Raw genomic sequence first — 23,536 nt, forward strand, 5'->3', positions numbered from 1 at the left:
GTAGGAGATGTAATTCCATGACAGACGCACTCAAGCGCCTCTCCGAGGAAGGCGTGGCGATCTGGCTGGACGACCTGTCGCGCAAGCGGATCACGTCCGGCAACCTCGCCGAGCTGATCGACCAGCAGCACGTCGTGGGCGTCACCACCAACCCGTCGATCTTCCAGAAGGCGATCTCCGAGGGCGACGGCTACGACCAGCAGCTGTCCGACCTCGCCGCCCGCAAGGTCACGGTCGAAGAGGCCATCCGCATGATCACCACGGCGGACGTCCGGGACGCGGCCGACATCCTGCGCCCGGTCTTCGACGCCACGGGCGGCCAGGACGGTCGCGTGTCGATCGAGGTCGACCCGCGCCTGGCGCACAACGAGAAGGCGACCGTCGCCGAGGCCAAGCAGCTCGCCTGGCTGGTCGACCGCCCCAACACCCTCATCAAGATCCCGGCCACGCGCGCCGGCATCCCGGCCATCACCGACGTCATCGGCCTCGGGATCAGCGTCAACGTCACGCTGATCTTCTCGCTGGAGCGCTACCGCGAGGTCATGGAGGCCTACTTGGCCGGCCTGGAGAAGGCCAAGGAGCGGGGTCTCGACCTGTCGAAGATCCACTCCGTGGCGTCCTTCTTCGTGTCCCGCGTGGACACCGAGATCGACAAGCGCATCGACGCGCTCGGCACCGACGAGGCCAAGGCCGCCCGCGGCAAGGCCGGCGTCGCCAACGCGCGCCTCGCCTACCAGGCGTACGAGGAGGTCTTCTCGGGCGAGCGCTGGTCGAAGCTGGAGAACGCCGGCGCGAACAAGCAGCGTCCGCTGTGGGCCTCGACCGGCGTCAAGGACAAGGCCTACAAGGACACGCTGTACGTCGACGAGCTGGTGGCGCCGAACACGGTGAACACCATGCCGGAGGCGACCCTGTTCGCCACCGAGGACCACGGCCAGATCCGCGGCAACGCGGTCGCCGGTACGTACGAGCAGGCCCGTGCGGAACTCGACGCCGTCGAGAAGCTCGGGATCTCGTACGACGAGGTGGTGCAGCTCCTGGAGGACGAGGGCGTCGAGAAGTTCGAGGCGTCCTGGAACGACCTGCTCAAGTCGACCGAGGCGGAGCTTCAGCGCCTCGCCCCATCGGAGGGCTGAACTCTTGTCGAGCAGCAACCCGCTGCGTGACCCCGCCGACCGACGGCTCCCGCGTATCGCGGGGCCGTCGGGCCTGGTCATCTTCGGCGTCACGGGCGATTTGTCACGAAAGAAGCTCATGCCCGCCGTGTACGACCTCGCGAACCGGGGTCTGCTGCCACCGGGCTTCTCGCTGGTCGGCTTCGCCCGGCGGGACTGGGAGAACGAGGACTTCGCGGAAGTCGTCCACGACGCCGTCAAGGAGCACGCCAGGACGCCGTTCCGCGAGGAGGTCTGGCAGCAGCTCATCCAGGGGATGCGCTTCGTCCAGGGCACTTTCGACGACGACGACTCGTTCGAGCGGCTGCGCGACACCATCGACGAACTCGACAAGGCACAGGGCACCGGCGGCAACTTCGCCTTCTACCTGTCCGTGCCGCCGTCGGCCTTCCCCGTGGTTATCCAGCAGCTGAAGAAGCACCGGCTGGCCGACCAGTCGAGCGGCTCCTGGCGGCGCGCGGTCATCGAGAAGCCCTTCGGCCACAATCTCAAGTCGGCCGAGGAGCTCAACGCGACCGTCGAGGAGGTCTTCGCCCCGGACCAGGTCTTCCGCATCGACCACTACCTGGGCAAGGAGACCGTCCAGAACATCCTGGCGCTGCGCTTCGCCAACACGATGTTCGAGCCGATCTGGAACCGGTCCTTCGTGGACCACGTGCAGATCACGATGGCCGAGGACATCGGCATCGGCGGCCGGGCCGGCTACTACGACGGCATCGGCGCCGCCCGTGACGTCATCCAGAACCACCTGCTCCAGCTCATGGCCCTCACCGCCATGGAGGAGCCGGCCTCCTTCGACGCGGACGCGCTGGCCGCCGAGAAGACCAAGGTGCTCGGCGCGGTGAAGCTGCCGAAGGACCTGGGCCGCAACACCGTGCGCGGTCAGTACGCGGCGGGCTGGCAGGGCGGCGCGAAGGCGGTCGGCTACCTCGAAGAGGACGGTATCGACCCCCAGTCCAAGACCGACACGTACGCGGCCATCAAGGTGGAGATCGACAACCGCCGCTGGGCGGGCGTCCCCTTCTACCTGCGCACCGGCAAGCGGCTGGGCCGCCGGGTCACCGAGATCGCGGTGGTCTTCCAGCGCGCGCCGCACTCCCCCTTCGACACGACGGCCACCGAGGAGCTCGGCTCCAACGCGATCGTCATCCGCGTCCAGCCCGACGAGGGCGTCACCGTCCGCTTCGGCTCCAAGGTGCCGGGCACCTCGATGGAGATCCGGGACGTGTCCATGGACTTCGCCTACGGCGAGTCGTTCACGGAGTCCTCTCCCGAGGCGTACGAGCGCCTGATCCTCGACGTCCTGCTCGGCGACTCGAACCTCTTCCCCCGCACGGAGGAGGTCGAGCTGTCCTGGAAGATCCTCGACCCGATCGAGGAGTACTGGGACACGCACGGCAAGCCGGCCCAGTACCCCTCCGGTACCTGGGGCCCGGTCGAGGCGGACGACATGCTCGCACGAGAGGGACGGAGCTGGCGCCGGCCATGAAGACAGACCTCACGGACACCACCGCCAGCAAGATCAACAAGGCGCTGGTCAAGGGCCGCCGGGCCATCGGCACACCGGCCGTCGGCATGGTCCTCACGCTGGTCATCGTCACGGACGAGGAGAACGCCTACGACGCCCTCAAGGCCGCCAACGACGCGTCCCGCGAGCACCCCTCGCGGACGCTGGTGGTCATCAAGCGGGTGTCGCGGAGTCCTCGTGACCGCACCCAGTCCCGCCTCGACGCCGAGGTCCGGGTGGGCGCCGACGCCGGCACCGGCGAGACGGTGGTGCTGCGGCTGTACGGCGAGGTCGTCGACCACGCCCAGTCGGTCGTGCTCCCGCTGCTGCTGCCGGACGCGCCGGTCGTCGTGTGGTGGCCGGTGGACGCGCCGCTCGACCCGGCCGGGGACCCGCTCGGCGCGCTCGCGCAGCGACGGGTCACCGACACCTACTCCTCCGAGCAGCCGGTGCGCGAGCTGACGGCGCGCGCCGACACCTACAAGCCGGGCGACACCGACCTCTCCTGGACCCGGATCACGCCCTGGCGCTCGATGCTGGCCGCCGCGCTCGACCAGGTCACCTGCAAGGTGGACGCCGTCGAGGTGGAGGGCGAGGAGTTCAACCCGAGCTGCGAGCTGCTGGCGATGTGGCTGGCGGACCGCCTGGACGTGCCGGTGAAGCGGTCACTGTCGAACGGTCCTGGCCTCACGGCGGTCCGCATGCAGACGGACAGCGGCCCGATCGTCCTGGACCGTGCCGACGGCTCGCTCGCCACGCTCTCCATCCAGGGGCAGCCGAACCGTGCGGTGGCGCTCAAGCGCCGGGACACCGCCGAGCTGATCGCGGAGGAGCTGCGCCGGCTGGACCCGGACGACACGTACGCCTCCGCACTGCGGTTCGGGGTGGAGCGGCTGAACCCGTCGGCGCCCTTTCCGGAACCCGGGCCCAGCGCCAAAGGGTCCGGCGCCAGAGGTTCCGGCACCAAAGGAGAACCCGGCTCCGTCGCCGGCGAACCCGGCTCCGGAGATTCCGTCTCCGCGGAGCCGGTCGCAGCCGGAGCCTCCGCGGAAGTCGCCGTCAAAGCCCCTGTCGAGGGCGCTGCGAAAGCTTCCGGGCCGGAAGCGGCGCCGTCGGCATCGCTGAAGCCGGTCCCTTCGGGGCTGTCCGGGAAGGCGGCGAAGTGAGCACCCCGCAGCTGGTCGTGCACCACGACAAGGAGCTGATGGCCCAGGCCGCCGCGGCCCGTCTGATCACGAAGATCGTGGACGCGCAGGCCTCCCGGGGCTCGGCGTCGGTGGTCCTCACGGGCGGCCGCAACGGCAACGGCCTGCTCGCCGCGCTGGCCGCGGCGCCCGCCCGGGACGCCGTCGACTGGAGCCGTCTGGACCTGTGGTGGGGCGACGAACGCTTCCTGCCCGAGGGCGACCCGGAGCGCAACGTCACGCAGGCCCGCGAGGCCCTGCTGGACGCCGTACCGCTGGACCCGAAGCGTGTGCATGCCATGCCCGCGTCGGACGGTCCGCACGGGCACGACGTCGAGGCCGCGGCGGCGGCCTACGCCGAGGAGCTGGCCCGGGCGGCCGGTCCCGAGAACCATGGCGCGGTCCCGACCTTCGACGTCCTGATGCTGGGCGTGGGCCCCGACACCCACGTGGCGTCCCTGTTCCCGGAGCTCCCCGCGGTACGGGAGACCGAGCGCACGGTCGTCGGCGTCCACGGCGCCCCGAAGCCACCGCCGACCCGGGTCACCCTCACGCTGCCCGCCATCCGCGCGGCCCGTGAGGTCTGGCTCCTGGCGGCCGGTGAGGACAAGGCCCAGGCCGCGGCGATCGCCCTGTCCGGCGCGGGCGAGATCCAGGCGCCGGCGGCCGGGGCCCGTGGCCGGGCCCGCACCCTGTGGCTGCTGGACTCGGCGGCGGCCTCCCAGCTGCCGAGGTCGCTGTATCCGCCTGCTTCGTCGTAACACCCGCCTCCGCAAAGGCGGTTCGGACGCCGGGTCCCTCCCAGGAGGGGCCCGGCGTCCGCGTTCTCACTGCCGTCCGCGCAGCTCCCGGTACGTCGTCACGAGGGCCTTCGTGGACGCGTCCAGGCCAGGCACCTCGGCGCCCTCCGTGAGCGCCGGCTCGACGCGCTTGGCGAGGACCTTGCCGAGCTCGACGCCCCACTGGTCGAAGGAGTCGATGTTCCAGATCGCGCCCTGGACGAACACCTTGTGCTCGTAGAGCGCGATGAGCTGGCCGAGGACCGACGGGGTCAGCTCGCGGGCCAGGATCGTCGTGGTCGGGTGGTTCCCCTTGAACGTCTTGTGCGGGACCAGCTCCTCGGTCACCCCCTCCGCACGCACCTCGTCCGGGGTCTTGCCGAAGGCCAGCGCCTGCGTCTGGGCGAAGAAGTTCGCCATCAGCAGGTCGTGCTGCGCCCTGAGCGCGTCGGACAGCTCGGCGACCGGCCGGGCGAAGCCGATGAAGTCCGCCGGGATCAGCTTCGTGCCCTGGTGGATGAGCTGGTAGTAGGCGTGCTGCCCGTTGGTGCCGGGCGTGCCCCACACGACCGGGCCGGTCTGCCACTCCACGGGGTTGCCGTCACGGTCCACCGACTTGCCGTTGGACTCCATGTCCAGCTGCTGGAGATACGCGGTGAACTTCGACAGGTAGTGGCTGTACGGCAGCACGGCATGCGACTGCGCATCATGGAAGTTGCCGTACCAGATGCCCAACAGGCCAAGGAGCAAGGGGACGTTGGACTCGGCCGGGGCGGTGCGGAAGTGCTCGTCGACGAGGTGGAAGCCGTCGAGCATCTCGCGGAAGCGCTCGGGCCCGATGGCGATCATCAGCGACAGACCGATCGCCGAGTCGTAGGAGTAGCGGCCGCCGACCCAGTCCCAGAACTCGAACATGTTGGCCGTGTCGATGCCGAAGTCCGCCACCTTCTCGGCGTTCGTCGACAGGGCCACGAAGTGCCGGGCGACCGCCTCCTGATCCGCCTTCAGCTCACCGAGCAGCCACGCGCGCGCCGAGGTGGCGTTGGTGATGGTCTCGATGGTGGTGAAGGTCTTCGAGGCGATGACGAACAGCGTCTCGGCCGCGTCCAGGTCGCGGGTGGCCTCGTGCAGGTCGGCGCCGTCGACGTTCGACACGAAACGGACGGTGAGGTCGCGGTCGGTGAAGCCGCGCAGCACCTCGTACGCCATCGCGGGGCCCAGGTCGGAGCCGCCGATGCCGATGTTGACGACGTTTTTGATGCGCCTGCCGGTGTGGCCGGTCCACTCGCCGGAGCGGACCCGGTTCGCGAAGTCGCTCATCTTGTCGAGTGCGGCGTGCACGCCCGGTACGACGTTCTTCCCGTCGACCTCGATCACGGCGTCCCGCGGGGCGCGTAGCGCGGTGTGCAGCACGGCCCGGTTCTCGGTCGTGTTGATCTTCTCGCCGCGGAACATGGCGTCCCGCAGGCCGAAGACGTCGGTCGCGGCGGCGAGTTCACGCAGCAGCCGCAGCGTCTCGTCGGTGACGAGGTGCTTGGAGTAGTCGACGTACAGGTCACCGACCCGCAGTGTGTACCCGGTGCCGCGTCCGGCATCGGCGGCGAACAGCTCCCTCAGCCGCACCTCGCCGAGCGCTTCGCGGTGCTCGGCCAGCGCGGTCCACTCGGGCGTCCGGTTGAGCCTGGTACGGCCGTCTGCGTTCATGTCCGACTTCAGCCTTCTTTCGTGCCTGTGCCAGCTGGTCCAACCTAGTTGATCAGCGCATCAGCCAGGTGGTGGACCGTACGAAGAAGTCCGTCGCGAACAGGGCAAGGCGGACCCGCGCAGCGCGTCGGCCGTGCCGGAAACCGCTCCGGCCAGGCACCTCTCGGTGTCCGGCCGGCTGTCGCCTCTAGATCTCGCCCCTCAGTTTGGCCAGCGCCTCGGCGAGGATCGCCTCGCCGTCGGCGTCGCTGCGCCGCTCCCGTACATACGCGAGGTGCGTCTTGTACGGCTCGGTGCGCGGCGGGTCCGGCGGGTTGTCCGGGTCCTGTCCGGCGGGAAAGCCGCAGCGCGGGCAGTCCCAGGTATCGGGGACCTGCGCGTCGCTGGCGAAGCTGGGCTGCGTCTCGTGCCCGTTGGAGCACCAGAAGGAGATGCGCAGACGGGGCGCGGACTCGCCCCGCTCGGCTTCGCCCATCGGCCCCGCCCCGACCCGGCTACCTCGGATCGCGTTGCCACTTGCCACGGTCGTAACTCCCTGCGTGATGGTGCCGCGAAGCGAGTCGGCGTGTCGCTTCGTTGCGAGCGCCTCAGTCTACGTAAGGCCCAACGCGCGTCCAGTGATTGGAGTTACAGCCCCCACACCTAGACGCAAGCCCCATGATAGGCCGCGCTCAGCTGCGCGTACCGAACATGGGGCCTTACGTGCGGAATGTACGTGCTGTGTGTGGCGTCGCCGCTCAGCTGTTCGTCTTGATGAGGAGACCGAGCACGATGACGCACGCGAACCACAGCAGACCGACCACGATGGTGATCCGGTCGAGGTTGCGCTCGGCGACCGAGGAGCCGCCGACGGAGGACTGCATACCGCCACCGAACATGTCGGAGAGGCCGCCGCCCTTGCCCTTGTGCATGAGCACCAGCAGCATCATCAGGCCGCTGAAGATGATCAGGGCGATCGAGAACCCCATAACCACGGCTGGACCAACTCTCTCGGATTCGGATGAACGACGGGGGCACGGCCTTCAGGGCCATGCCCCCGCAAGGGTACGACGGATCCTCGCCAGGTCCTACTCACTGGTCCCGGAAGCGCACGATCTTGACGAACTCCTCGGCGTCGAGTGACGCCCCGCCCACGAGCGCCCCGTCGATGTCGGCCTGCGCCATGATCTCGGCGACGTTGCCGGCCTTGACGGAGCCGCCGTACTGGATGCGGACCTGGTCGGCCAGCTCCTGCGAGTACAGCTCGGCGATCTTGCCGCGGATGGCGGCGCAGACCTCCTGGGCGTCCTCCGCGCCGCAGACCTTGCCGGTGCCGATGGCCCAGACCGGCTCGTAGGCGATGACGACCGACTCGGCCTGCTCGGCCGGGAGGTCCTTGAGGCCGCCCTCGACCTGGGTGAGGGTGTGGGAGACGTGGTGGCCCGCCTCGCGGACGTCCAGTTCCTCGCCGACGCACAGGATCGGGGTGAGGCCGTGCTTGTAGGCGGCCTTGACCTTGGCGTTGACGATCTCGTCGGTCTCCGCGTGGTACTGACGGCGCTCGGAGTGGCCGATCGCCACATACGTGCACTTCAGCTTGGCCAGCATCGAGCCGGAGATCTCGCCGGTGTAGGCGCCGGAGTCGTGCGCCGAGAGGTCCTGGGCGCCGTACTTGATCTTGAGCTTGTCGCCGTCGACCAGGGTCTGCACGGAGCGCAGGTCGGTGAAGGGCGGCAGGACGGCGACCTCGACGGCCTCGTAGTCCTTGTCCGCGAGGGCGAAGGCGAGCTTCTGGACGTGGGCGATGGCCTCGAGGTGGTTGAGGTTCATCTTCCAGTTGCCCGCCATGATCGGCGTGCGCCCGGACGAAACAGATGGAGCCATGTAGGTCAGTCCTCCAGTGCGGCGAGGCCGGGGAGCGTCTTGCCCTCGAGGTATTCGAGGGAGGCGCCGCCACCGGTCGAGATGTGGCCGAATGCGTTCTCGTCGAAGCCCAGGGTGCGGACGGCCGCGGCGGAGTCGCCACCGCCGACCACGGTGAAGGCCGGGGAGTCGAGGAGGGCCTGGGCGACCGCCTTGGTGCCCTCGGCGAATTCGGGGTGTTCGAAGACGCCCATGGGGCCGTTCCAGAAGACGGTGGCGGCGTCGGTGATCTTCGAGGCGTACAGCTTGCCGGACGCCGGGCCGATGTCCAGGCCCATCCGGTCGGCGGGGATGGCGTCGGCGGCGACGGTGGTGGCGTCGGCCGGGGCCTTGGTCTTCAGGTCCGGGAACGCGGGGGCGACCACGGCGTCGACCGGCAGGACCAGTTCGACGCCGGTCTTCTCGGCGCGCTCGATGTACTCCAGGACCGCCGGGATCTGGTCCTCCTGGAGGAGGGACGCGCCGACCTCGTGGCCCTTGGCCTTGAGGAAGGTGAAGGCCATGCCCCCGCCGATGAGGATGCGGTCGGCCTTGCCGAGCAGCTGGTCGATGACGGCGAGCTTGTCGGAGACCTTGGCGCCGCCGAGCACGACCACGTAGGGGCGCTTGACGTCGTCGGTGAGCTTCTTCAGGACGCCGACCTCGGTGGCGATGAGGTGGCCCGCGTAGTGCGGCAGCCGGGCGGGGAGGTCGAACACCGAGGCGTGCTTGCGGTGGACCGCGCCGAAGCCGTCGCCGACGTAGACATCGGCGAGAGCGGCCAGCTGGTCCGCGAAGGCGCCGCGCTCGGCGTCGTCCTTGGAGGTCTCGCCCGCGTTGAAGCGGAGGTTCTCGACGACCGCGACCTGGCCGTCGGCGAGACCCGCGACCGTGGCGGTGGCCGACTCGCCCACCGTGTCGGTCGCGAACTCCACGGGGGCGTCCAGGAGTTCACCGAGGCGGGCGGCCGCGGGGGCGAGGGAGAAGGCCGGGTCCGGAGCTCCCTTGGGGCGGCCCAGGTGGGAGGCGACGACCACGCGGGCGCCCGCGTCGGCGAGGGCCTTCACGGTCGGCAGAACGGCGCGGATGCGGCCGTCGTCGGTGATGGTGGTGCCGGACAGCGGCACGTTGAGGTCGGCGCGGACGAAGACCCGCCGGCCGGCCACGCCTTCGGCGAGGAGTTCGTCGATCGTCTTCATGAAGGGGACTCCTGAGGAGGGCTCTGGATCGTAGGAAAGCTGATCACGTGAGTGAGGGCTCGGGCAACGCGTCCTCACGCTGCCCGAGCCCTGCTCACACACCTAGGTGCCTGATCGGTCGATCAGAGCTGGTTGCCGACGAAGACCGTGAGGTCGACGAGGCGGTTGGAGTAGCCCCACTCGTTGTCGTACCAGCCGAGGATCTTCACCGAGTTGCCCTCCTGGACCATGGTCAGGGAGGAGTCGAAGGTGCAGGAGGCCGGGTCGCTGACGATGTCCGAGGAGACGATCGGGTCCTCGGTGTACGACAGGTAGCCCTTGAGGTCGCCGTCCTCGGAGGCCTTCTTGAACGCGGCGTTGACCTCGTCCTTGGTGACCTCGCGCTGCAGCGTCACGACCAGGTCGGTGGCCGAGCCGGTGGGGACCGGGACGCGCATCGCGATGCCGTCCAGCTTGCCCTTGAGCTGCGGAAGGACCAGGGCGGTGGCCTTCGCGGCGCCCGTCGTGGTCGGGATGATGTTCTCGGCGGCGGCGCGGGCGCGACGCAGGTCCGAGTGCGGGAAGTCCAGGATCCGCTGGTCGTTGGTGTACGCGTGGACCGTCGTCATCAGGCCCTTGACGATGCCGAAGTTCTCGTCCAGAACCTTGGCCATCGGCGCCACACAGTTGGTGGTGCAGGAGGCGTTGGAGATGACGTGGTGGTTGGCCGCGTCGTACTTGTCCTGGTTGACGCCCATCACGATGGTGATGTCCTCGTCCTTGGCCGGAGCCGAGATGAGGACCTTCTTGGCGCCGCCCGCGATGTGCTTCTCGGCGTCGGCCTTCTTCGTGAAGATGCCGGTCGACTCGACGACGATGTCGACGCCCAGCTCGCCCCACGGGATGTCGGCCGGGTTGCGCTCGGACAGCACCTTGATGGTGTGACCGTCGACGGTGATCGTGTCGGCGGTGTGCGACACCTCGGCCTTGAGGCGGCCCAGAATGGTGTCGTACTTCAGCAGGTGCGCAGTGGTCGCGGTGTCACCCAGGTCGTTGACAGCCACGATCTCGATGTCAGCACCCTGCTCCAGCAGCGCGCGGAAGTAGTTACGACCGATGCGGCCAAAGCCGTTGATGCCTACGCGGATCGTCACGAACCGATCTCCTCGTTGGTACGCCGGCTGTGAGACCGGCGAGCTGTATGGGATGTCCCCGACCACCCCCGACCCTACCTCCCTGAGCCCGGCGTGGTGACATCGAGATGCCCCATACACGGCAGGGCGGTCCGTACCCGCCAGTAGGGGTACGGACCGCCCTGGACCGAAAGCTCCGGTCACCCGAAATGACTACGTCGGGTCACGTCGGGTTCACCCGCCGATGGCCGCGAGCGCCTTGGCGAGAACGGCCTTGCGGTCGGCCGCCGCGGTGACGTGCTCCAGGCCGAAGCCCAGCAGCACGGTGTCGTCCGTGGTGACCGCTCCGTAGGTCTTGAACAGCTCTCCGGCGCGCCCCCAGTCCTTCACGACGGCGGGGCTGCCCGCGGGCGGCCCGGGCACGCTCCACGCGCCGAGCGAGGTCTCGAAGCCCTCTGTCTCGACGGCCTGGCCGCCGACGACGACGGAGGTGTTGTCGAGGAGGACGCCGCGACCGCCGGACCCGGGGTCGGTGATGTAGCTGAAGGACACCTCGACCTTCTTGCCCGCGTACGCGGAGAGGTCGAAGGAGACCTCCTGCCAGCCGGCCGAGGCCCCGGTGAGGCTGTTCCACTGGCCGCTGGTGCCGGAGGCCGTGCAGCCGCCGGTGCCCTGCGTCAGATACCGCTTGAGCGCGGGGTGGGCCGCGATGAAGAACCCGGCCTCGCACTCGGCGGGCACGGCGTTGGTGGTCGCACCGTTCTTCTCGGGGAGGGTGGTCCAGTCGTCGGCCCCGGCGGTGTGCGCCTCCAGGACGGCGTGGTCGTAGCCCTCCTCGGTGTCCCACAGCATCCGGGTGCGCAGCGTGGGCGCCTGCGCGGCGGTCACCTGGGTGAGGTCGATGGTGCGGGCCAGGCGGTTCCAGGCGTAGTCGCTGTGCGTGACGGCCGCCATGGAGGTGCCCTCGTACGGTCCGTACGGGTTGGGCGTGCCGGGGTACGTGCCCGCTCCCGAGCTCGCGAACTGCGGGAAGGTCGCCGCGGGCAGGTTGTCCGAGGTGACGCTGAAGGATCCGGCCGCGTCCAGCGGGTTGCCCGGGGCAGCGCCGAGGCTCGCGCCGGCTCCGGCGAGCTTGCCGGTGCCCTGGAAGGCCGTGGCGCCCGGCAGGGTCGTACGGGTGTAGGCGCCCAGGTAGTACTGGCTGAAGTCGTTCGACAGGGTGCCGCCGCCCAGGTCGACGTTGCCGCCGGCCCGCTCGCCCGCCTCGACCAGCTTGCCGCCCTCGTTCAGGAAGGCGCGCAGCTGGAGCTGGGTGGGATTGCCCGGGACGGTCGCGCCCGTGTAGTGGACGACCGACTTGAAGTGGTCGAGCACGCCGAGCGCGTCGGGCGCGCCCTGTGTGGCGACGTTCCAGACGATCGCCCTGCGGCCGGCCGCCTTGAGGGCGTCCACGTAGGTCTGCGCCTGTGTGGCGGTCGCGCCCTCCTCTGCGACCACGAGGACGTCCGCGCGCGGCCGCTCGGCCACGGTGTACGTGAAGTGCGCGCTGGAGGTGGGCTTGCCGCTCTTCGTCCGGCCGGTGAACCAGACCTCGACCTTGTCGCCGGGATCGCCGTCGGCGACCTTGGCCCGGTACTCGTCGAAGTACAGGTTGTCCTCACCGCCGTACGTCTCGCCGCCCTTCCAGGCCCTGAGCGCCTCGTCCTTCGTACGGCCGCCGTTGACGCGGTACTTGAGCTCCTTGTCGCGCACCGCCTTGCGTACGACGACGGAGACCTCCTGGTCGGCGCCGCGCGAGTAGGACGTGGTGAACGGCTTCGGGGTGAAGTCGGCGGCCTTCAGACCGAGCGACGACGTCGGCTGGTCGGGCCTGGCCGCGGACTCGGCAACGGAGAGCGCGAACGGGATGTTCTTCTCGAACTCCCGCTGGATCAGCTTCTCGTCGTCCGGGAAGTTGAAGACCGACTGGCAGTCCGCCGCGTTCCACTGGTCGTTGGGGTCGAGGTCCGAGGCGGTCTGGCAGGTCGACATCTCGGGGGTGAACATCGCCAGACCGTTGAGGTTCGACGCGTGGCCGTCCGCCTCGCCGTTGGTGGTGTACAGCTCCGAGGAGACCTGCGGACGGTACCCCGGTATCGCGGAGTTGTCCGGGGTGCCGGCGAGCGCCTTGTACATGACGTCGTCGGGCGTGTCGGTGGCCACCTGCCAGCCGACGCCGTAGAGGAGGAGTTCGGCGGCGGAGTGGTAGTTGATGCCGTACGTGAAGCCGATCCGCTTCTCGAAGGCGTCCAGCGCCTTGGTCTCGGGCTCGGAGGAGGGGGCCGCGCCGCGGTAGGTCTCACTGGTGGGGTTGGGGGACGAACCCTCGTTGTCGTAGCCCCACTTGTAGGAGAAGTTGCGGTTGAGGTCGACGCCGTCGCCAACGCCGATGGTGCCGTCGCCGTTGTTGTCGTGCAGGTTCTTGCGCCACAGGCGGTTGTCGTCGCTCTGGAAGGTGTAGTCGTAGCCGTCGGGGTTGGCCGACAGGACGAACCACAGTTCGGTGGAGTCGACGATCTTCTTGACGCGCTTGTCGCTCTTGTAGTTGTCGACGTAGTGGTGGAGCAGCCGGCGGGTCATCTCCGGCGTGATCCACTCGCGCGCGTGCTGGTTGGACATGTAGAGGACGGAGGGTTTGGCGCCGTCCTTGGACTTCTTCGCGTTCTTGGTCAGCTTGAGCGCGAGGATGTCCTTGCCGTTCACGGTCTTGCCGATGGAGACGACCTTGGTGAGGCCCGGGTTGGCGCGGGCGGTCGCGAGGATCTCCTCCTGGAGGCCGCCGCTGCCGCTGTACGGCCGGAACACGCCCTCGGCGGCCTTGTCCACGCGGGCCTCGGCCTTGGCGGTCAGAGTGTGCTCGGTGAGCTCGACGCCCTGCCCTTCGAGCTTCTGGGCCTCCTGGTCGGTGAGGTAGACCTCGACGGTCGCGGTGCCCTTCGCCGGCACCTGCTCGCTCAGTTCGTGGCCGTCCTGCCCGGCCGCCAGCAGCAGGGGTACCTGCCCGCTGGTCACCTCGGCGCGGAAGACCTTGACTTCGTTCGGATCAGGAGAACTGGCGCTCTGCGCGGCCTGGGCGACGGGCGCGATGCCCGCGCCGCCGAGCAGGAGTGCGCCAACGGCGAGGATCGGTCTCGCTCTTCGTCTCATGAGCCCCCCTTGCGGTGGTCCGCCACAGCAGCGAACAGATGCCAGGCTCATGACAGTTGATGATCAAGTCAAGGGCGCCTCACGAATCCGCAAACGCCGGTGCCGACGTCCCAAGTGGGCGTCGGCACCGGCGTGGTGAGTGGCGGTCAGCCGACCAGGTTGTCGGCCATCTCCTCGGTGATGCTGGACTCCGTGCCCGGGATGCCCAGGTCCTGGGCCCGCTTGTCGGCCATGGCCAGCAGGCGGCGGATACGGCCGGCCACGGCGTCCTTGGTCAGCGGCGGGTCGGCGAGCGCGCCCAGCTCCTCCAGGGAGGCCTGCTTGTGGTCCATGCGCAGTCGGCCCGCGGCCGCGAGATGCTCTGGCACGTCGTCGCCGAGGATCTCCAGGGCGCGCTGGACCCGGGCTCCCGCTGCCACGGCCGCGCGCGCGGAGCGGCGGAGGTTGGCGTCGTCGAAGTTGGCGAGACGGTTCGCCGTGGCCCGCACCTCGCGGCGCATCCGGCGCTCCTCCCAGGCCAGCACCGACTCGTGGGCGCCCAGCCGGGTCAGCAGAGCGCCGATCGCGTCACCGTCCCGGACGACCACGCGGTCCACACCGCGGACCTCGCGGGCCTTCGCGGGGATCTGGAGGCGCCGGGCGGCACCGACCAGCGCGAGCGCGGCCTCCGGTCCCGGGCAGGTCACCTCAAGGGACGAGGAGCGGCCGGGCTCGGTGAGCGAGCCGTGCGCCAGGAAGGCTCCGCGCCAGGCGGCCTCGGCGTCACAGGTGGCACCGGAGACGACCTGCGGGGGCAGCCCCCGGATCGGGCGGCCCCGGCCGTCGACCAGGCCGGTCTGGCGGGCCAGCTGGTCACCGCCGGCGACGACCCGGACGACGTAACGCGAACCGCGGCGCAGTCCGCCCGGTGCCATCACGATCAGTTCGGAGCTGTGGCCGAAGATCTCCAGGATGTCCCGCTTGAGTCTGCGGGCCGCCATCGCGGTGTCCAGCTCCGCCTCGATCACAATGCGCCCGCTCACCAGGTGGAGGCCGCCGGCGAACCGCAGGATGGCGGAGACCTCCGCCTTTCTGCAGCAGGTCCGGGTGACGGGAAGCCGGGAGATCTCGTCCTTCACCGCTGCCGTCATCGCCATGGGCCGATCCTTCCATGCATCCGAAAAATACGGTCGTACGCGGCGGCCAACAGCTCCGGGTCGTGCCTCGGGGTCCCGTCGGGCCGGGCCACCGGCGCCAGCTCGACCGCGGCGCCGAACCGCTTGGCGGCATCGGTCAGGGAATCGCGGTCGGGCACGGCGGCCTGGTCGGCCAGCACCACGTCCAGGGCGAGTTTAGGGGCGTGTCGTCCCAAAACCTCCAAATGACGCTGCGGGGAGAAGCCATCGGTTTCTCCCGGCTGCGGTGCGAGGTTCAGGGAGAGTACCCGGCGCGCCTTCGTCTGGGTGAGGGCGTCCAGAAGTTCGGGCACCAGCAGATGCGGGATGACCGAGGAGAACCACGAGCCGGGTCCGAGGACCACCCAGTCCGCTTCCCGGACCGCCTCCACCGCCTCGGGGACCGCGGGCGGGTCGTGCGGCACGACATGCACCGACTGCACCTCACCCGGGGTCAGGGCCACCGTTGCCTGTCCCCTTACGGTCTCCACGTCCTCGGGCCGGTCCGGATCGTGCCCCTTGACCAGGGCCTGGAGCTCCAGGGGTACGGCGGACATGGGCAGCACCCGCCCGTGCGCGCCGAGGAGTCTGCCGACCAGGTCGAGGGCCTGGACATGGTCGCCGAGCTGCTCCCACAGGGCGACGATCAGCAGGTTGCCGACCGCGTGTTCGTGCAGGTCGCCCTTGGACTGGAAGCGGTGCTGGATGACCCGGGCCCAGGTCTGGCCCCAGTCGTCGTCACCGCACAGCGCGGCCAGCGCCTTGCGCAGGTCGCCGGGCGGCAGGACGCCCAGCTCGTCGCGCAGGCGCCCGCTGGAGCCGCCGTCGTCGGCCACGGTGACGACGGCGGTGAGGTCGCCGGTGATCCGGCGCAGTGCGGCGAGCGAGGCGGACAGGCCCATGCCACCGCCGAGCGCGACCACCTTGGGCTGGGCGCCGCGCCGGCGGGGTCTTGCCCCCCGGGCCTCGACGGGCCGGGTCGCGCGCCCTTCGGGGACGACCCTGCGCAGCCTGCTCAGCCGCGGACTACGTGCGGTCATTCCCGTCCCATGTCCCGGTGTACGACCACCGTCTCCACACCCTCGGCCGCGAGGCGCGCGGCGAGCTTCTCCGACGTGGCGACCGAGCGGTGCTTGCCGCCGGTGCAGCCGATGGCGATGGTCACGTACCGCTTGCCCTCGCGGCGGTAGCCGGCCGCGATGAGGCGCAGCAGCTCGGCGTAGCGGTCGAGGAACTCCTTGGCGCCGGGCTGGTTGAAGACGTACGCCGACACCTCCTCGTTGAGGCCGGTGAAGGGGCGCAGCTCCGGGACCCAGTGCGGATTGGGCAGGAACCGCATGTCCGCGACCAGGTCGGCGTCGACCGGGAGGCCGTACTTGAAGCCGAAGGACATCACGGTGGCCCTGAGCTCGGGCTCCTCCTCTCCGGCGAACTGGGCGTCCATCTTGGCGCGCAGCTCGTGCACGTTGAGGCTGGAGGTGTCGATGACCAGGTCGGCGTCGCCGCGCAGCTCGCGCAGGAGCTCGCGCTCGGCGTCGATGCCGTCGACGATGCGGCCGTCGCCCTGGAGGGGGTGCGGGCGGCGCACGGACTCGAAACGGCGCACCAGGGCCTCGTCGGAGGACTCCAGGAAGACGATCCGCCGGGTGACGTGCTTGGACGCCAGGTCGGCGAGGGACTCGCGGAGGTTGTCGAAGAAGCGCCGGCCGCGGACGTCGACGACCACGGCGATCCGCGCGACATTGCCCTGGGAGCGGGCGCCGAGCTCCACCATGGTGGGGATCAGCGCGGGCGGGAGGTTGTCCACGACGAACCAGCCGAGGTCCTCCAGACACTTCGCGGCGGTCGAGCGCCCGGCGCCGGACATCCCGGAGATGATCACCAGCTCGGGGATGGCCGCCTCCGGGACTCCGGCCGCATCGGCGGGCGCGCCGGTACTCACCTGAGCGTCTTCTCCGCCCTGTTCCTGTGGTTCTTCGTGCTCGTTCACATTCATGTCTCCTGCCCCCGTCGTTCGTCCGGGGCACCCGCCGTCACGGGTTCCCCACCGGAACCCGTGGTGCCGGGTTCCTCCTCATCCATGATCTCTCCAGTCGCCGTGTTCACGGCGGGCGCGGCCGGGGCCGCCTGGGCGAGGGCCACGGCGATCGTCTCGGCCGTCTTGCGGCCTATGCCGGGGACCTCGCAGATCTGGTCGATGGTGGCGGATCGTAGTTTCTTCAAGGACCCGAAATGTTTCAGCAGGGCCTGCTTGCGCGTGTCCCCCAGCCCGGGGACGTCGTCGAGCGGGCTCGACCGGAAGCGCTGGGCCCGCTTGGTGCGCTGGTAGGAGATCGCGAAGCGGTGGGCCTCGTCACGGACCCGCTGCAGAAGGTACAGGCCTTCGCTGGTGCGGGGCAGCACGACCGGGTCGTCGTCGTCCGGCAGCCAGACCTCCTCCAGGCGCTTGGCGAGGCCGCAGACGGCGATGTCGTCGATGCCGAGCTCGTCCAGGGCCTTCTTGGCGGCGGCGACCTGGGGCTGTCCGCCGTCGACGACGACGAGCTGGGGCGGGTAGGCGAACTTCTTGGGGCGGCCGTCGTCGTCCTTGAGGCCGTTCTCGGGGATGCCCTCCTCAGGGGTGCCCTCCTCGGGAAGGTCGTCCACCCACTCGCCCGTCTTCTCCTTCTCGGCGAGGTAGCGCCGGAACCGGCGGGAGATCACCTCGTGCATGGACCGGACGTCGTCCTGTCCCGCGAAGCCTTTGATCTGGAAGCGGCGGTACTCGCTCTTGCGCTGGAGTCCGTCCTCGAAGACGACCATGGACGCGACCACGTCGTCGCCCTGGAGGTGGGAGATGTCGTAGCACTCGATCCGCAGCGGCGCGCTGTCCAGGTCGAGGGCCTCGGCGATCTCCTCCAGGGCACGCGAGCGCGTGGTCAGGTCGGAAGCGCGCTTGGTCTTGTGGAGGACGAGTGCCTGCTGGGCGTTGCGCTGCACGGTCTCCATGAGGGCCTTCTTGTCGCCGCGCTGCGGGATGCGCAGGGAGACGCCCGACCCGCGCCGTTCGGCGAGCCACTCCTGGACGGGCTCGACCGGCTCGGGCAGGGCCGGGACGAGGACCTCCTTGGGGACCGAGTCCCCCTTCTCCTCGCCGTAGAGCTGCTGGAGGGCGTGCTCGACGAGGGCGCCGGTGGTGATCTCCTCGACCTTGTCGGTGACCCAGCCGCGCTGGCCCCGGACGCGTCCGCCGCGTACGTGGAAGATCTGGACGGCGGCCTCCAGCTCGTCCTCGGCGACCGCGATCAGGTCGGCGTCGGTCGCGTCGGCGAGCACGACGGCGCTCTTCTCCATGGCCTTCCTCAGGGCCCCGATGTCGTCGCGCAGGCGGGCCGCCCGCTCGTACTCCATCTCCTCGGCCGCCTCCGTCATCTGCTGCTCGAGACGGCGGATGTAGGTGCCGGTGCGGCCGGCCATGAAGTCGCAGAAGTCCTCGGCCAGGTCGCGGTGTTCGTCGGCGGAGACGCGGTCGACGCAGGGCGCCGAGCACTTGCCGATGTAGCCGAGGAGGCAGGGGCGGCCGGTGCGGGCGGCGTTCTTGAAGACGCCGGCGGAGCAGGTGCGGACCGGGAAGACGCGCAGGAGGAGGTCGACGGTGTCGCGGATCGCCCACGCGTGCCCGTACGGCCCGAAGTACCTGACGCCCTTGCGTTTCTGGCCGCGCATCACCTGCACACGCGGGAACTCCTCGTTCATCGTCACCGCGAGGTACGGGTAGCTCTTGTCGTCGCGGTACTTGACGTTGAACCGGGGGTCGAACTCCTTGATCCAGGAGTACTCCAGCTGGAGGGCCTCGACCTCCGTGGACACCACCGTCCACTCCACGGACGCGGCCGTGGTCACCATGGTGCGGGTGCGGGGGTGCAGGCTCGCCAGGTCCTGGAAGTAGTTCGCCAGGCGCTGACGCAGGCTTTTCGCCTTTCCGACGTAGATCACCCGGCGGTGCTCGTCGCGGAACCTGTACACCCCGGGAGTGTCCGGGATCTCCCCTGGTTTGGGGCGGTAGCTGGAGGGGTCGGCCATGTCTCACACCCTACTGGCGAGGGCTGACAGTCCGGTGAGCCTGTGGACAACGGCCAACGTCTGTCGGGCGGATCCCGACGGAGGCGGCCAGGGTGAGACACCGCCGAGGTCGTGTCCGTGCTGGTGCGCTCGCCGGCGCCGGCCGAGCGCTGGGAGCGGCCGAGCGCGCTGGACCGGTTTCGGGTCAGCGGCCTGGCCGGGCAGCTGGCCCGAGCGGTCCTCGACGTCGAGCGGCGGCCGATCGAGCCGGTTCCGACGGGCGGGCCCCATGTGCTCGGTCACGTACTTCGTGGCCGGTGTCGGCCCGGCACCGGATCCGGACGATGCGGTGCCGCCCGGGATCCGTGACGTGGGAGGTCGGGAGGCGGCCGGTGGGCCCGACGTCCTGGCCGAGGCGTTCGACGCCGTTCGCGCCCGCCTCATGGAACTCGTGGTCCGCATCGACGACCTGGCCGTCAGCCTGGAGATCCCCACGCCGTCGGCACCCGCCGAGGCGGTCACCGGCTGCCTCACCGGTCGCGGCCTTCCTCCCAGCGCCCCTCCGAGCCGGAGTCGGATCACGGCCGCGAACGGCGGGTCCGTGAACGACACCGGCGCCCTTCCCCCTGTCCGCCGGCCAGGCCCTAGCGGGACTCCAGGAACGTCAGCACCGCCAGCACCCGGCGGTGGTCGTCGGTGTCCTCCGTGAGGGCGAGTTTGCCGAGGATGCTGCGGACGTGTTTCTCGACGGTGCCCTCGGTGACCCACAGGCGGCGGCCGATGCCGGCGTTGGAGCGGCCCTCGGCCATCAGGGCGAGGACCTCGCGCTCGCGGGCGCTGAGACGGGCGAGCGGGTCGTCGCGGCGCTGGGCGGAGAACAGCTCCTGCACCAGGGAGGGGTCGACCACCGAGCCGCCCCGGTGGATCCGCTCCAGGGCCTCGATGAAGTCGTCGACGACCGTGACCCGGCTCTTGAGGAGGTAGCCGACCTTGCGGCCGCTCGCCAGCAGCTCCAGGGCGTCCTCGACCTCGACGAACGCGGACAGCACAAGAATGCCGGTGTCGGGGTGGCGCTCACGGATGGTACGGGCGGCCTTGAGGCCTTCGGTCGAGTGGTCAGGAGGCATCCTTATGTCGACGATCGCCAGTTCGGGGCGTTCCTCGTCGACCAGTTCCAGGAGCCGGACGGCGTCCCCGGCCTGGCCCGCGACCTGGTATCCGACGCGCTCGCACAGGCTGGCGAGACCCTCCCTGAGCAGGATGTCGTCGTCGGCGAGGACGACCCGTCCCCGTGCCGGCTGCTGCGATGCGTCGTCCATGCCCCAGCCCCCTCGCCCGGCCTGTGCGGTGCGTCGGCCAAGGTCGGGCCTCCCCCCGCCCCGCCCTCTGCCCGCGCCCCAACAGCCTGCCCCACCCTCGGGTTTACGGCTAGCCGGAAGCGGAATTGGAGGCCTGCCGTGACGACATCAGGACGTGTTCGGGCGATTCTCGAACCAGTGCAGATGCAGTCCGACCGGCCGTCCCGGGCGAGGGACGGAAGGTCGCACGGCCGAAAGGTGCGGGACATGTGGCGGACACGGATCGAGAAGCGACGGCGGCCGGTCCGTGCCCGTCGGTACCCGGACGAGGCGTACGACACGGTCGGTGTCCTGGACCCGAGGGACCCGGACATCGTGCGTGCCAAGCGCCTGCAGACCGCACAGAACGGCGGCACCCACCGCCTCTAGAGCCGGACGGATGCCTCTCCGTCCGACAGGACCGCCCGGCGCGTACGCGACGTCACCCAGTTCAGGCTCCCCCACCTGGACGAACTCCCCGGCGTGCGCCCCGGGCGGTCACCGGTCCGGCGAGGGCCCGCCCAGGGGCAGCCGCACGTCCATGGTCGTGCCCTCGCCGGGCGGGCTGCTGACCGCCAGCTTGCCGCCGATCGCCTCGACCCGGTCGATGAGACCGATCAGCCCGGAACCGCGTCCCGGCTCGGCGCCTCCGGCGCCGTCGTCGCGGATGGTCAGCTCCAGGACGCCGCCCCGGATCTTTGCCGAGACCTCCACCACGCGCGCGTGCGCGTGCTTCGCCGCGTTGGTGAGGCATTCGGAGGTCACGTAGTAGGCGGCCACCTCCAGGTGTTCCGGCAGCCGGGCCGCGGGCAGCTTCAGGTCGAGCTCGACGGGGAGGGCGGAGCGGCGGGCCAGGGAGCGCAGGGCGGGCCCGAGGCCGCCTTTGGAGAGGATGGCCGGGTGGATGCCCCGGGCCACCTGGAGCAGGTCCTGGAAGGCGTCGTCGAGGCCCTTGCCGACATGTACGAGCTGTTCGGCGAGCTCCGAGGACCGGTCGGTCACCAGGGTCTCGGCGAGCCGCAGATCGAGCTGGAGGGCGACGAGCCGCTGCTGGACCCCGTCGTGCAGATCGCGCTCGATGCGCCGCCGGGAGGCGTCCGCCGCGGCCACCACGCGCGCGCGTGAGGCTCTCAGCTGGTCGCGGCTGTCGGCGTTGGCGATGGCGGTGGCGACGAGGCCGGTGAAGTCGGCCAGCCGCGACTCGGTACCCACCGGCAGCAACTCCAGCGGAGAGGCCGCGACGACGAAGCCCCACAGCCGGTCGTCGACGACGATGGGCGCGCCCACGGCGTGGCCGACGTGGGCGGCGCGCCGGGTCCGGGTGACCGCGTCGATCGCCTCGTATCCCGCCTCGCCGCGCCCCTTGCGCGTGGCCTCCTCGAGTTCTTCCGGGATGCCGAGCACCGTCCCGAGGACCGTCCGGCTGCCGTCGGGTTCCTGCCGCAGGACGGCCGCGGTGGTGTCCAGCAGGTCCCCCACCTCCTCGGCCACCCTCGTGAACACCTCGGACGGCGGGGCGCCGTGGGCCACCAGGGTGGCGACCCGGCGCAGGGCGGCCTGTTCCCGGGCGGTGCGGCGGCTCTCGGTGACGTCACGGGCGGTGGCGTAGACGAGGCCCTGTTCCGGTACCGGCCGGGCGCTCCACTGCAGCCAGCACTCGGTGCCGTCCGCGCGCAGGTAGCGGTTCTCGAACTCGGCCACCTCGACGCCGTCGGCCAGTCGTGCGAGGGCCGCACGGGTGGTGTCCCGGTCGTCCTCGTGCACGAACTCGATGAACGGCATCGACAGGATCGTCTCGCGCGGGTGACCCAGGATGCGCTCGAAGGCCGGGTTGACCCGCTTGAAGTAGCCGTCGGTCCCGCTGATGCAGAGCAGGTCCAGCGAGAGGTTGAAGATGCTCGCCAGTTCCTGCTCGGCCTCCTCTCGCCGCCCATGCGCCGCCGCGAAGGAGGCCATGGTGCCGTTCATGCCGCCCAACAGCTGGCTCCACGTGCCCTCGAAGGAGGCTTCGTCGGCGCGGTGTTCGAGGCGGTTCTGGTCGATCGCCGTGTTCATGGCGCGGATCTCGGCGGCCAGCCGCTCGGTGGTCACGCGCAGTTCGCGGAAGGTGTCGGCGACATCACCCAGTTCATCGCGGCCCGCGTACCGGATGTCGTACGAGAGATCCCCGTGCGACAGTGCCCGGGCGCCCGCGGCGACCTGGCCCAGGGGCCGGGTGATCGACCTGCTGAGCGCGAGCGCGAGGAAGGTGACGAGGGCGAGCACGGCCAGGGAGGCGGTGAGGTCGCGCACCACGCGGACCTCCGCGTCGCGGCGGTCGTGGCCCGCCGTGGCGTCGAGCTGGCGGGCGGCCCGGTCCTGGATGCCGCGCAGCGAGTCGATGCGGGCCCCGGAGTCGGCGAGCCAGCGCTCGTACGAGGGCCAGACGGCGGTCTCCGGGCGGGCGGTGGCGAGCAGGTCGCGGACCCTGCGGACGGCCCGGCCGGGATCCCGGAACTGGATGACGTACAGCTGGGTCCGCAGTTCGGCCGAGGTGTTCTCCCGGAAGGCGTCCAGCTGGGCCATCTCGAGCGCGGGCCAGCGTCCGGCGCCGGTGGGCCGGCCTGCGGGACCGGCGAGCAGGGCGGCGACCTCCGCCTGTTCCCGGTCGGCGGCCTCGATGGCGCGCAGGAGGGCGATGTGGGCGTCGGCGGCGCGGCCGGAGGCCCGGGTGGGGCGGCCGGCTTCGAGCGCGGTGACGTCGTGGAGCAGGGTGGCCTCGACGCTGCCGTACTGCTCCGCGATGTCGGGGGCGGTGAGCGAGCCGGTGGCGATCTGGACGCGCAGAGAGTGCAGTTGACGGCCGAGGGCGTCGAGGTCACCGGCGACGTCGGATCCGGACCACGAGGCGGCGCGGGTCACGGCGCGCTCCAGGGCCCGGTCGGTGGCGCGTTCGGCCTCGGTCCGCTCCGCCGGCGGGTCCGGGCCGGGGCGCAGCCGGGCCTCGACGGCGGCGAGCCGCTCGCCCGCGACGGCGTCGGTGACCTCGGCCGTCGCGAACGACACCTCGGTGCCGGTGTGGAAGTCGCGCAGGGTGCGCGCTTCCCGCCACTGCGCGACCGCGCTGAAGGCGGTGAAGGCGAGCAGCCCGGTCACCGGCAGCAGGACCAGCAGCATCAGCTTCCGGCCGACGCGCAGCCGGGCGAGCAGCGGGACGTGTGGCGGGGCCCCGGAGCTTCGTCTGAGCGGTGAGCGGCGCATGACAGGGCCTCAGGCGCCGGCGCTTCCGTGCGTGGTG

Annotated in this window: 18 protein-coding genes; 5 read left to right on the forward strand and 13 right to left on the reverse strand. The window is 70.5% G+C overall.

What is annotated here, in order from left to right:
- The first annotated feature begins 17 nt into the window (after positions 1–17).
- From tal to pgl, 4 genes are read left to right on the forward strand one after another with little or no spacing between them, the layout of a single operon-like run.
- Complete coding sequence (gene tal / locus ACIBJB_RS31585) at positions 18–1,136, forward strand: transaldolase (protein WP_398935561.1); 1,119 nt, start codon at positions 18–20, stop codon at positions 1,134–1,136.
- 4 nt (positions 1,137–1,140) lie between these two features.
- Positions 1,141–2,664 (forward strand): glucose-6-phosphate dehydrogenase, encoded by a 1,524-nt coding sequence (zwf, locus tag ACIBJB_RS31590; protein WP_398935563.1) that lies wholly within the window; start codon positions 1,141–1,143, stop codon positions 2,662–2,664.
- Positions 2,661–3,848: a glucose-6-phosphate dehydrogenase assembly protein OpcA gene (gene opcA, locus ACIBJB_RS31595; RefSeq protein WP_398935565.1), complete on the forward strand. Its 1,188-nt coding sequence runs from the start codon at positions 2,661–2,663 to the stop codon at positions 3,846–3,848. The genes zwf and opcA overlap by 4 nt, the downstream gene beginning before the upstream one ends.
- A complete protein-coding gene (pgl, locus tag ACIBJB_RS31600) occupies positions 3,845–4,627 on the forward strand; it encodes a 6-phosphogluconolactonase (RefSeq protein ID WP_069763046.1) in 783 nt (260 codons plus the stop codon). The genes opcA and pgl overlap by 4 nt, the downstream gene beginning before the upstream one ends.
- Positions 4,628–4,693: 66 nt before the next feature.
- Here pgl and pgi read toward each other — a convergent pair whose 3' ends face one another.
- From pgi to ACIBJB_RS31660, 12 genes are all read right to left on the reverse strand, one after another.
- Positions 4,694–6,349 carry a glucose-6-phosphate isomerase gene (pgi, locus tag ACIBJB_RS31605; RefSeq protein ID WP_398935567.1) on the reverse strand — a complete coding sequence of 552 codons (1,656 nt, stop codon included), beginning with the start codon at positions 6,347–6,349 and terminating at the stop codon, positions 4,694–4,696.
- 187 nt (positions 6,350–6,536) lie between these two features.
- Complete coding sequence (locus ACIBJB_RS31610) at positions 6,537–6,872, reverse strand: RNA polymerase-binding protein RbpA (protein ID WP_093836171.1); 336 nt, start codon at positions 6,870–6,872, stop codon at positions 6,537–6,539.
- A gap of 214 nt (positions 6,873–7,086) precedes the next feature.
- A complete protein-coding gene (gene secG / locus ACIBJB_RS31615; protein ID WP_069763047.1) occupies positions 7,087–7,317 on the reverse strand; it encodes a preprotein translocase subunit SecG in 231 nt (76 codons plus the stop codon).
- 103 nt (positions 7,318–7,420) lie between these two features.
- Positions 7,421–8,176: a triose-phosphate isomerase gene (gene tpiA, locus ACIBJB_RS31620; protein ID WP_398935731.1), complete on the reverse strand. Its 756-nt coding sequence runs from the start codon at positions 8,174–8,176 to the stop codon at positions 7,421–7,423.
- Positions 8,177–8,217: 41 nt separating this feature from the next.
- On the reverse strand, positions 8,218–9,429 hold the full coding sequence (locus ACIBJB_RS31625) for a phosphoglycerate kinase (RefSeq protein ID WP_398935570.1): 1,212 nt from the start codon (positions 9,427–9,429) through the stop codon (positions 8,218–8,220).
- Positions 9,430–9,551: 122 nt separating this feature from the next.
- Positions 9,552–10,562, reverse strand: coding sequence for a type I glyceraldehyde-3-phosphate dehydrogenase (gap, locus tag ACIBJB_RS31630; protein ID WP_057618359.1), 1,011 nt, complete (start codon positions 10,560–10,562; stop codon positions 9,552–9,554).
- A 213-nt stretch (positions 10,563–10,775) separates the two neighbouring features.
- Positions 10,776–13,727 (reverse strand): M14 family zinc carboxypeptidase, encoded by a 2,952-nt coding sequence (locus ACIBJB_RS31635; RefSeq protein ID WP_398935573.1) that lies wholly within the window; start codon positions 13,725–13,727, stop codon positions 10,776–10,778.
- A gap of 146 nt (positions 13,728–13,873) precedes the next feature.
- Entirely contained in the window at positions 13,874–14,863 is a 990-nt protein-coding gene (gene whiA, locus ACIBJB_RS31640) for a DNA-binding protein WhiA (RefSeq protein WP_398935575.1), read from the reverse strand.
- Positions 14,854–15,921, reverse strand: a complete 1,068-nt coding sequence (yvcK, locus tag ACIBJB_RS31645; protein WP_398935578.1) for a uridine diphosphate-N-acetylglucosamine-binding protein YvcK — start codon at positions 15,919–15,921, stop codon at positions 14,854–14,856. Before yvcK ends, whiA begins: the two co-directional genes overlap by 10 nt.
- Positions 15,918–16,877, reverse strand: a complete 960-nt coding sequence (rapZ, locus tag ACIBJB_RS31650; RefSeq protein ID WP_398935580.1) for an RNase adapter RapZ — start codon at positions 16,875–16,877, stop codon at positions 15,918–15,920. Before rapZ ends, yvcK begins: the two co-directional genes overlap by 4 nt.
- Positions 16,874–18,943 (reverse strand): excinuclease ABC subunit UvrC, encoded by a 2,070-nt coding sequence (gene uvrC / locus ACIBJB_RS31655; protein ID WP_398935582.1) that lies wholly within the window; start codon positions 18,941–18,943, stop codon positions 16,874–16,876. Before uvrC ends, rapZ begins: the two co-directional genes overlap by 4 nt.
- A gap of 623 nt (positions 18,944–19,566) precedes the next feature.
- A complete protein-coding gene (locus tag ACIBJB_RS31660; RefSeq protein WP_266525274.1) occupies positions 19,567–20,241 on the reverse strand; it encodes a response regulator transcription factor in 675 nt (224 codons plus the stop codon).
- A 246-nt stretch (positions 20,242–20,487) separates the two neighbouring features.
- Here ACIBJB_RS31660 and ACIBJB_RS31665 point away from each other — a divergent pair, with 246 nt between their 5' ends.
- A complete protein-coding gene (locus ACIBJB_RS31665) occupies positions 20,488–20,649 on the forward strand; it encodes a hypothetical protein (RefSeq protein WP_398935585.1) in 162 nt (53 codons plus the stop codon).
- A gap of 108 nt (positions 20,650–20,757) precedes the next feature.
- On the opposite strand, the gene ACIBJB_RS31670 is transcribed toward ACIBJB_RS31665, so the two are convergent.
- A complete protein-coding gene (locus tag ACIBJB_RS31670; protein ID WP_398935587.1) occupies positions 20,758–23,499 on the reverse strand; it encodes a nitrate- and nitrite sensing domain-containing protein in 2,742 nt (913 codons plus the stop codon).
- Positions 23,500–23,536 lie beyond the last annotated feature (37 nt).

The organism is Streptomyces sp. NPDC050759 (genome assembly GCF_044456945.1).
GTDB lineage: Bacteria > Actinomycetota > Actinomycetes > Streptomycetales > Streptomycetaceae > Streptomyces.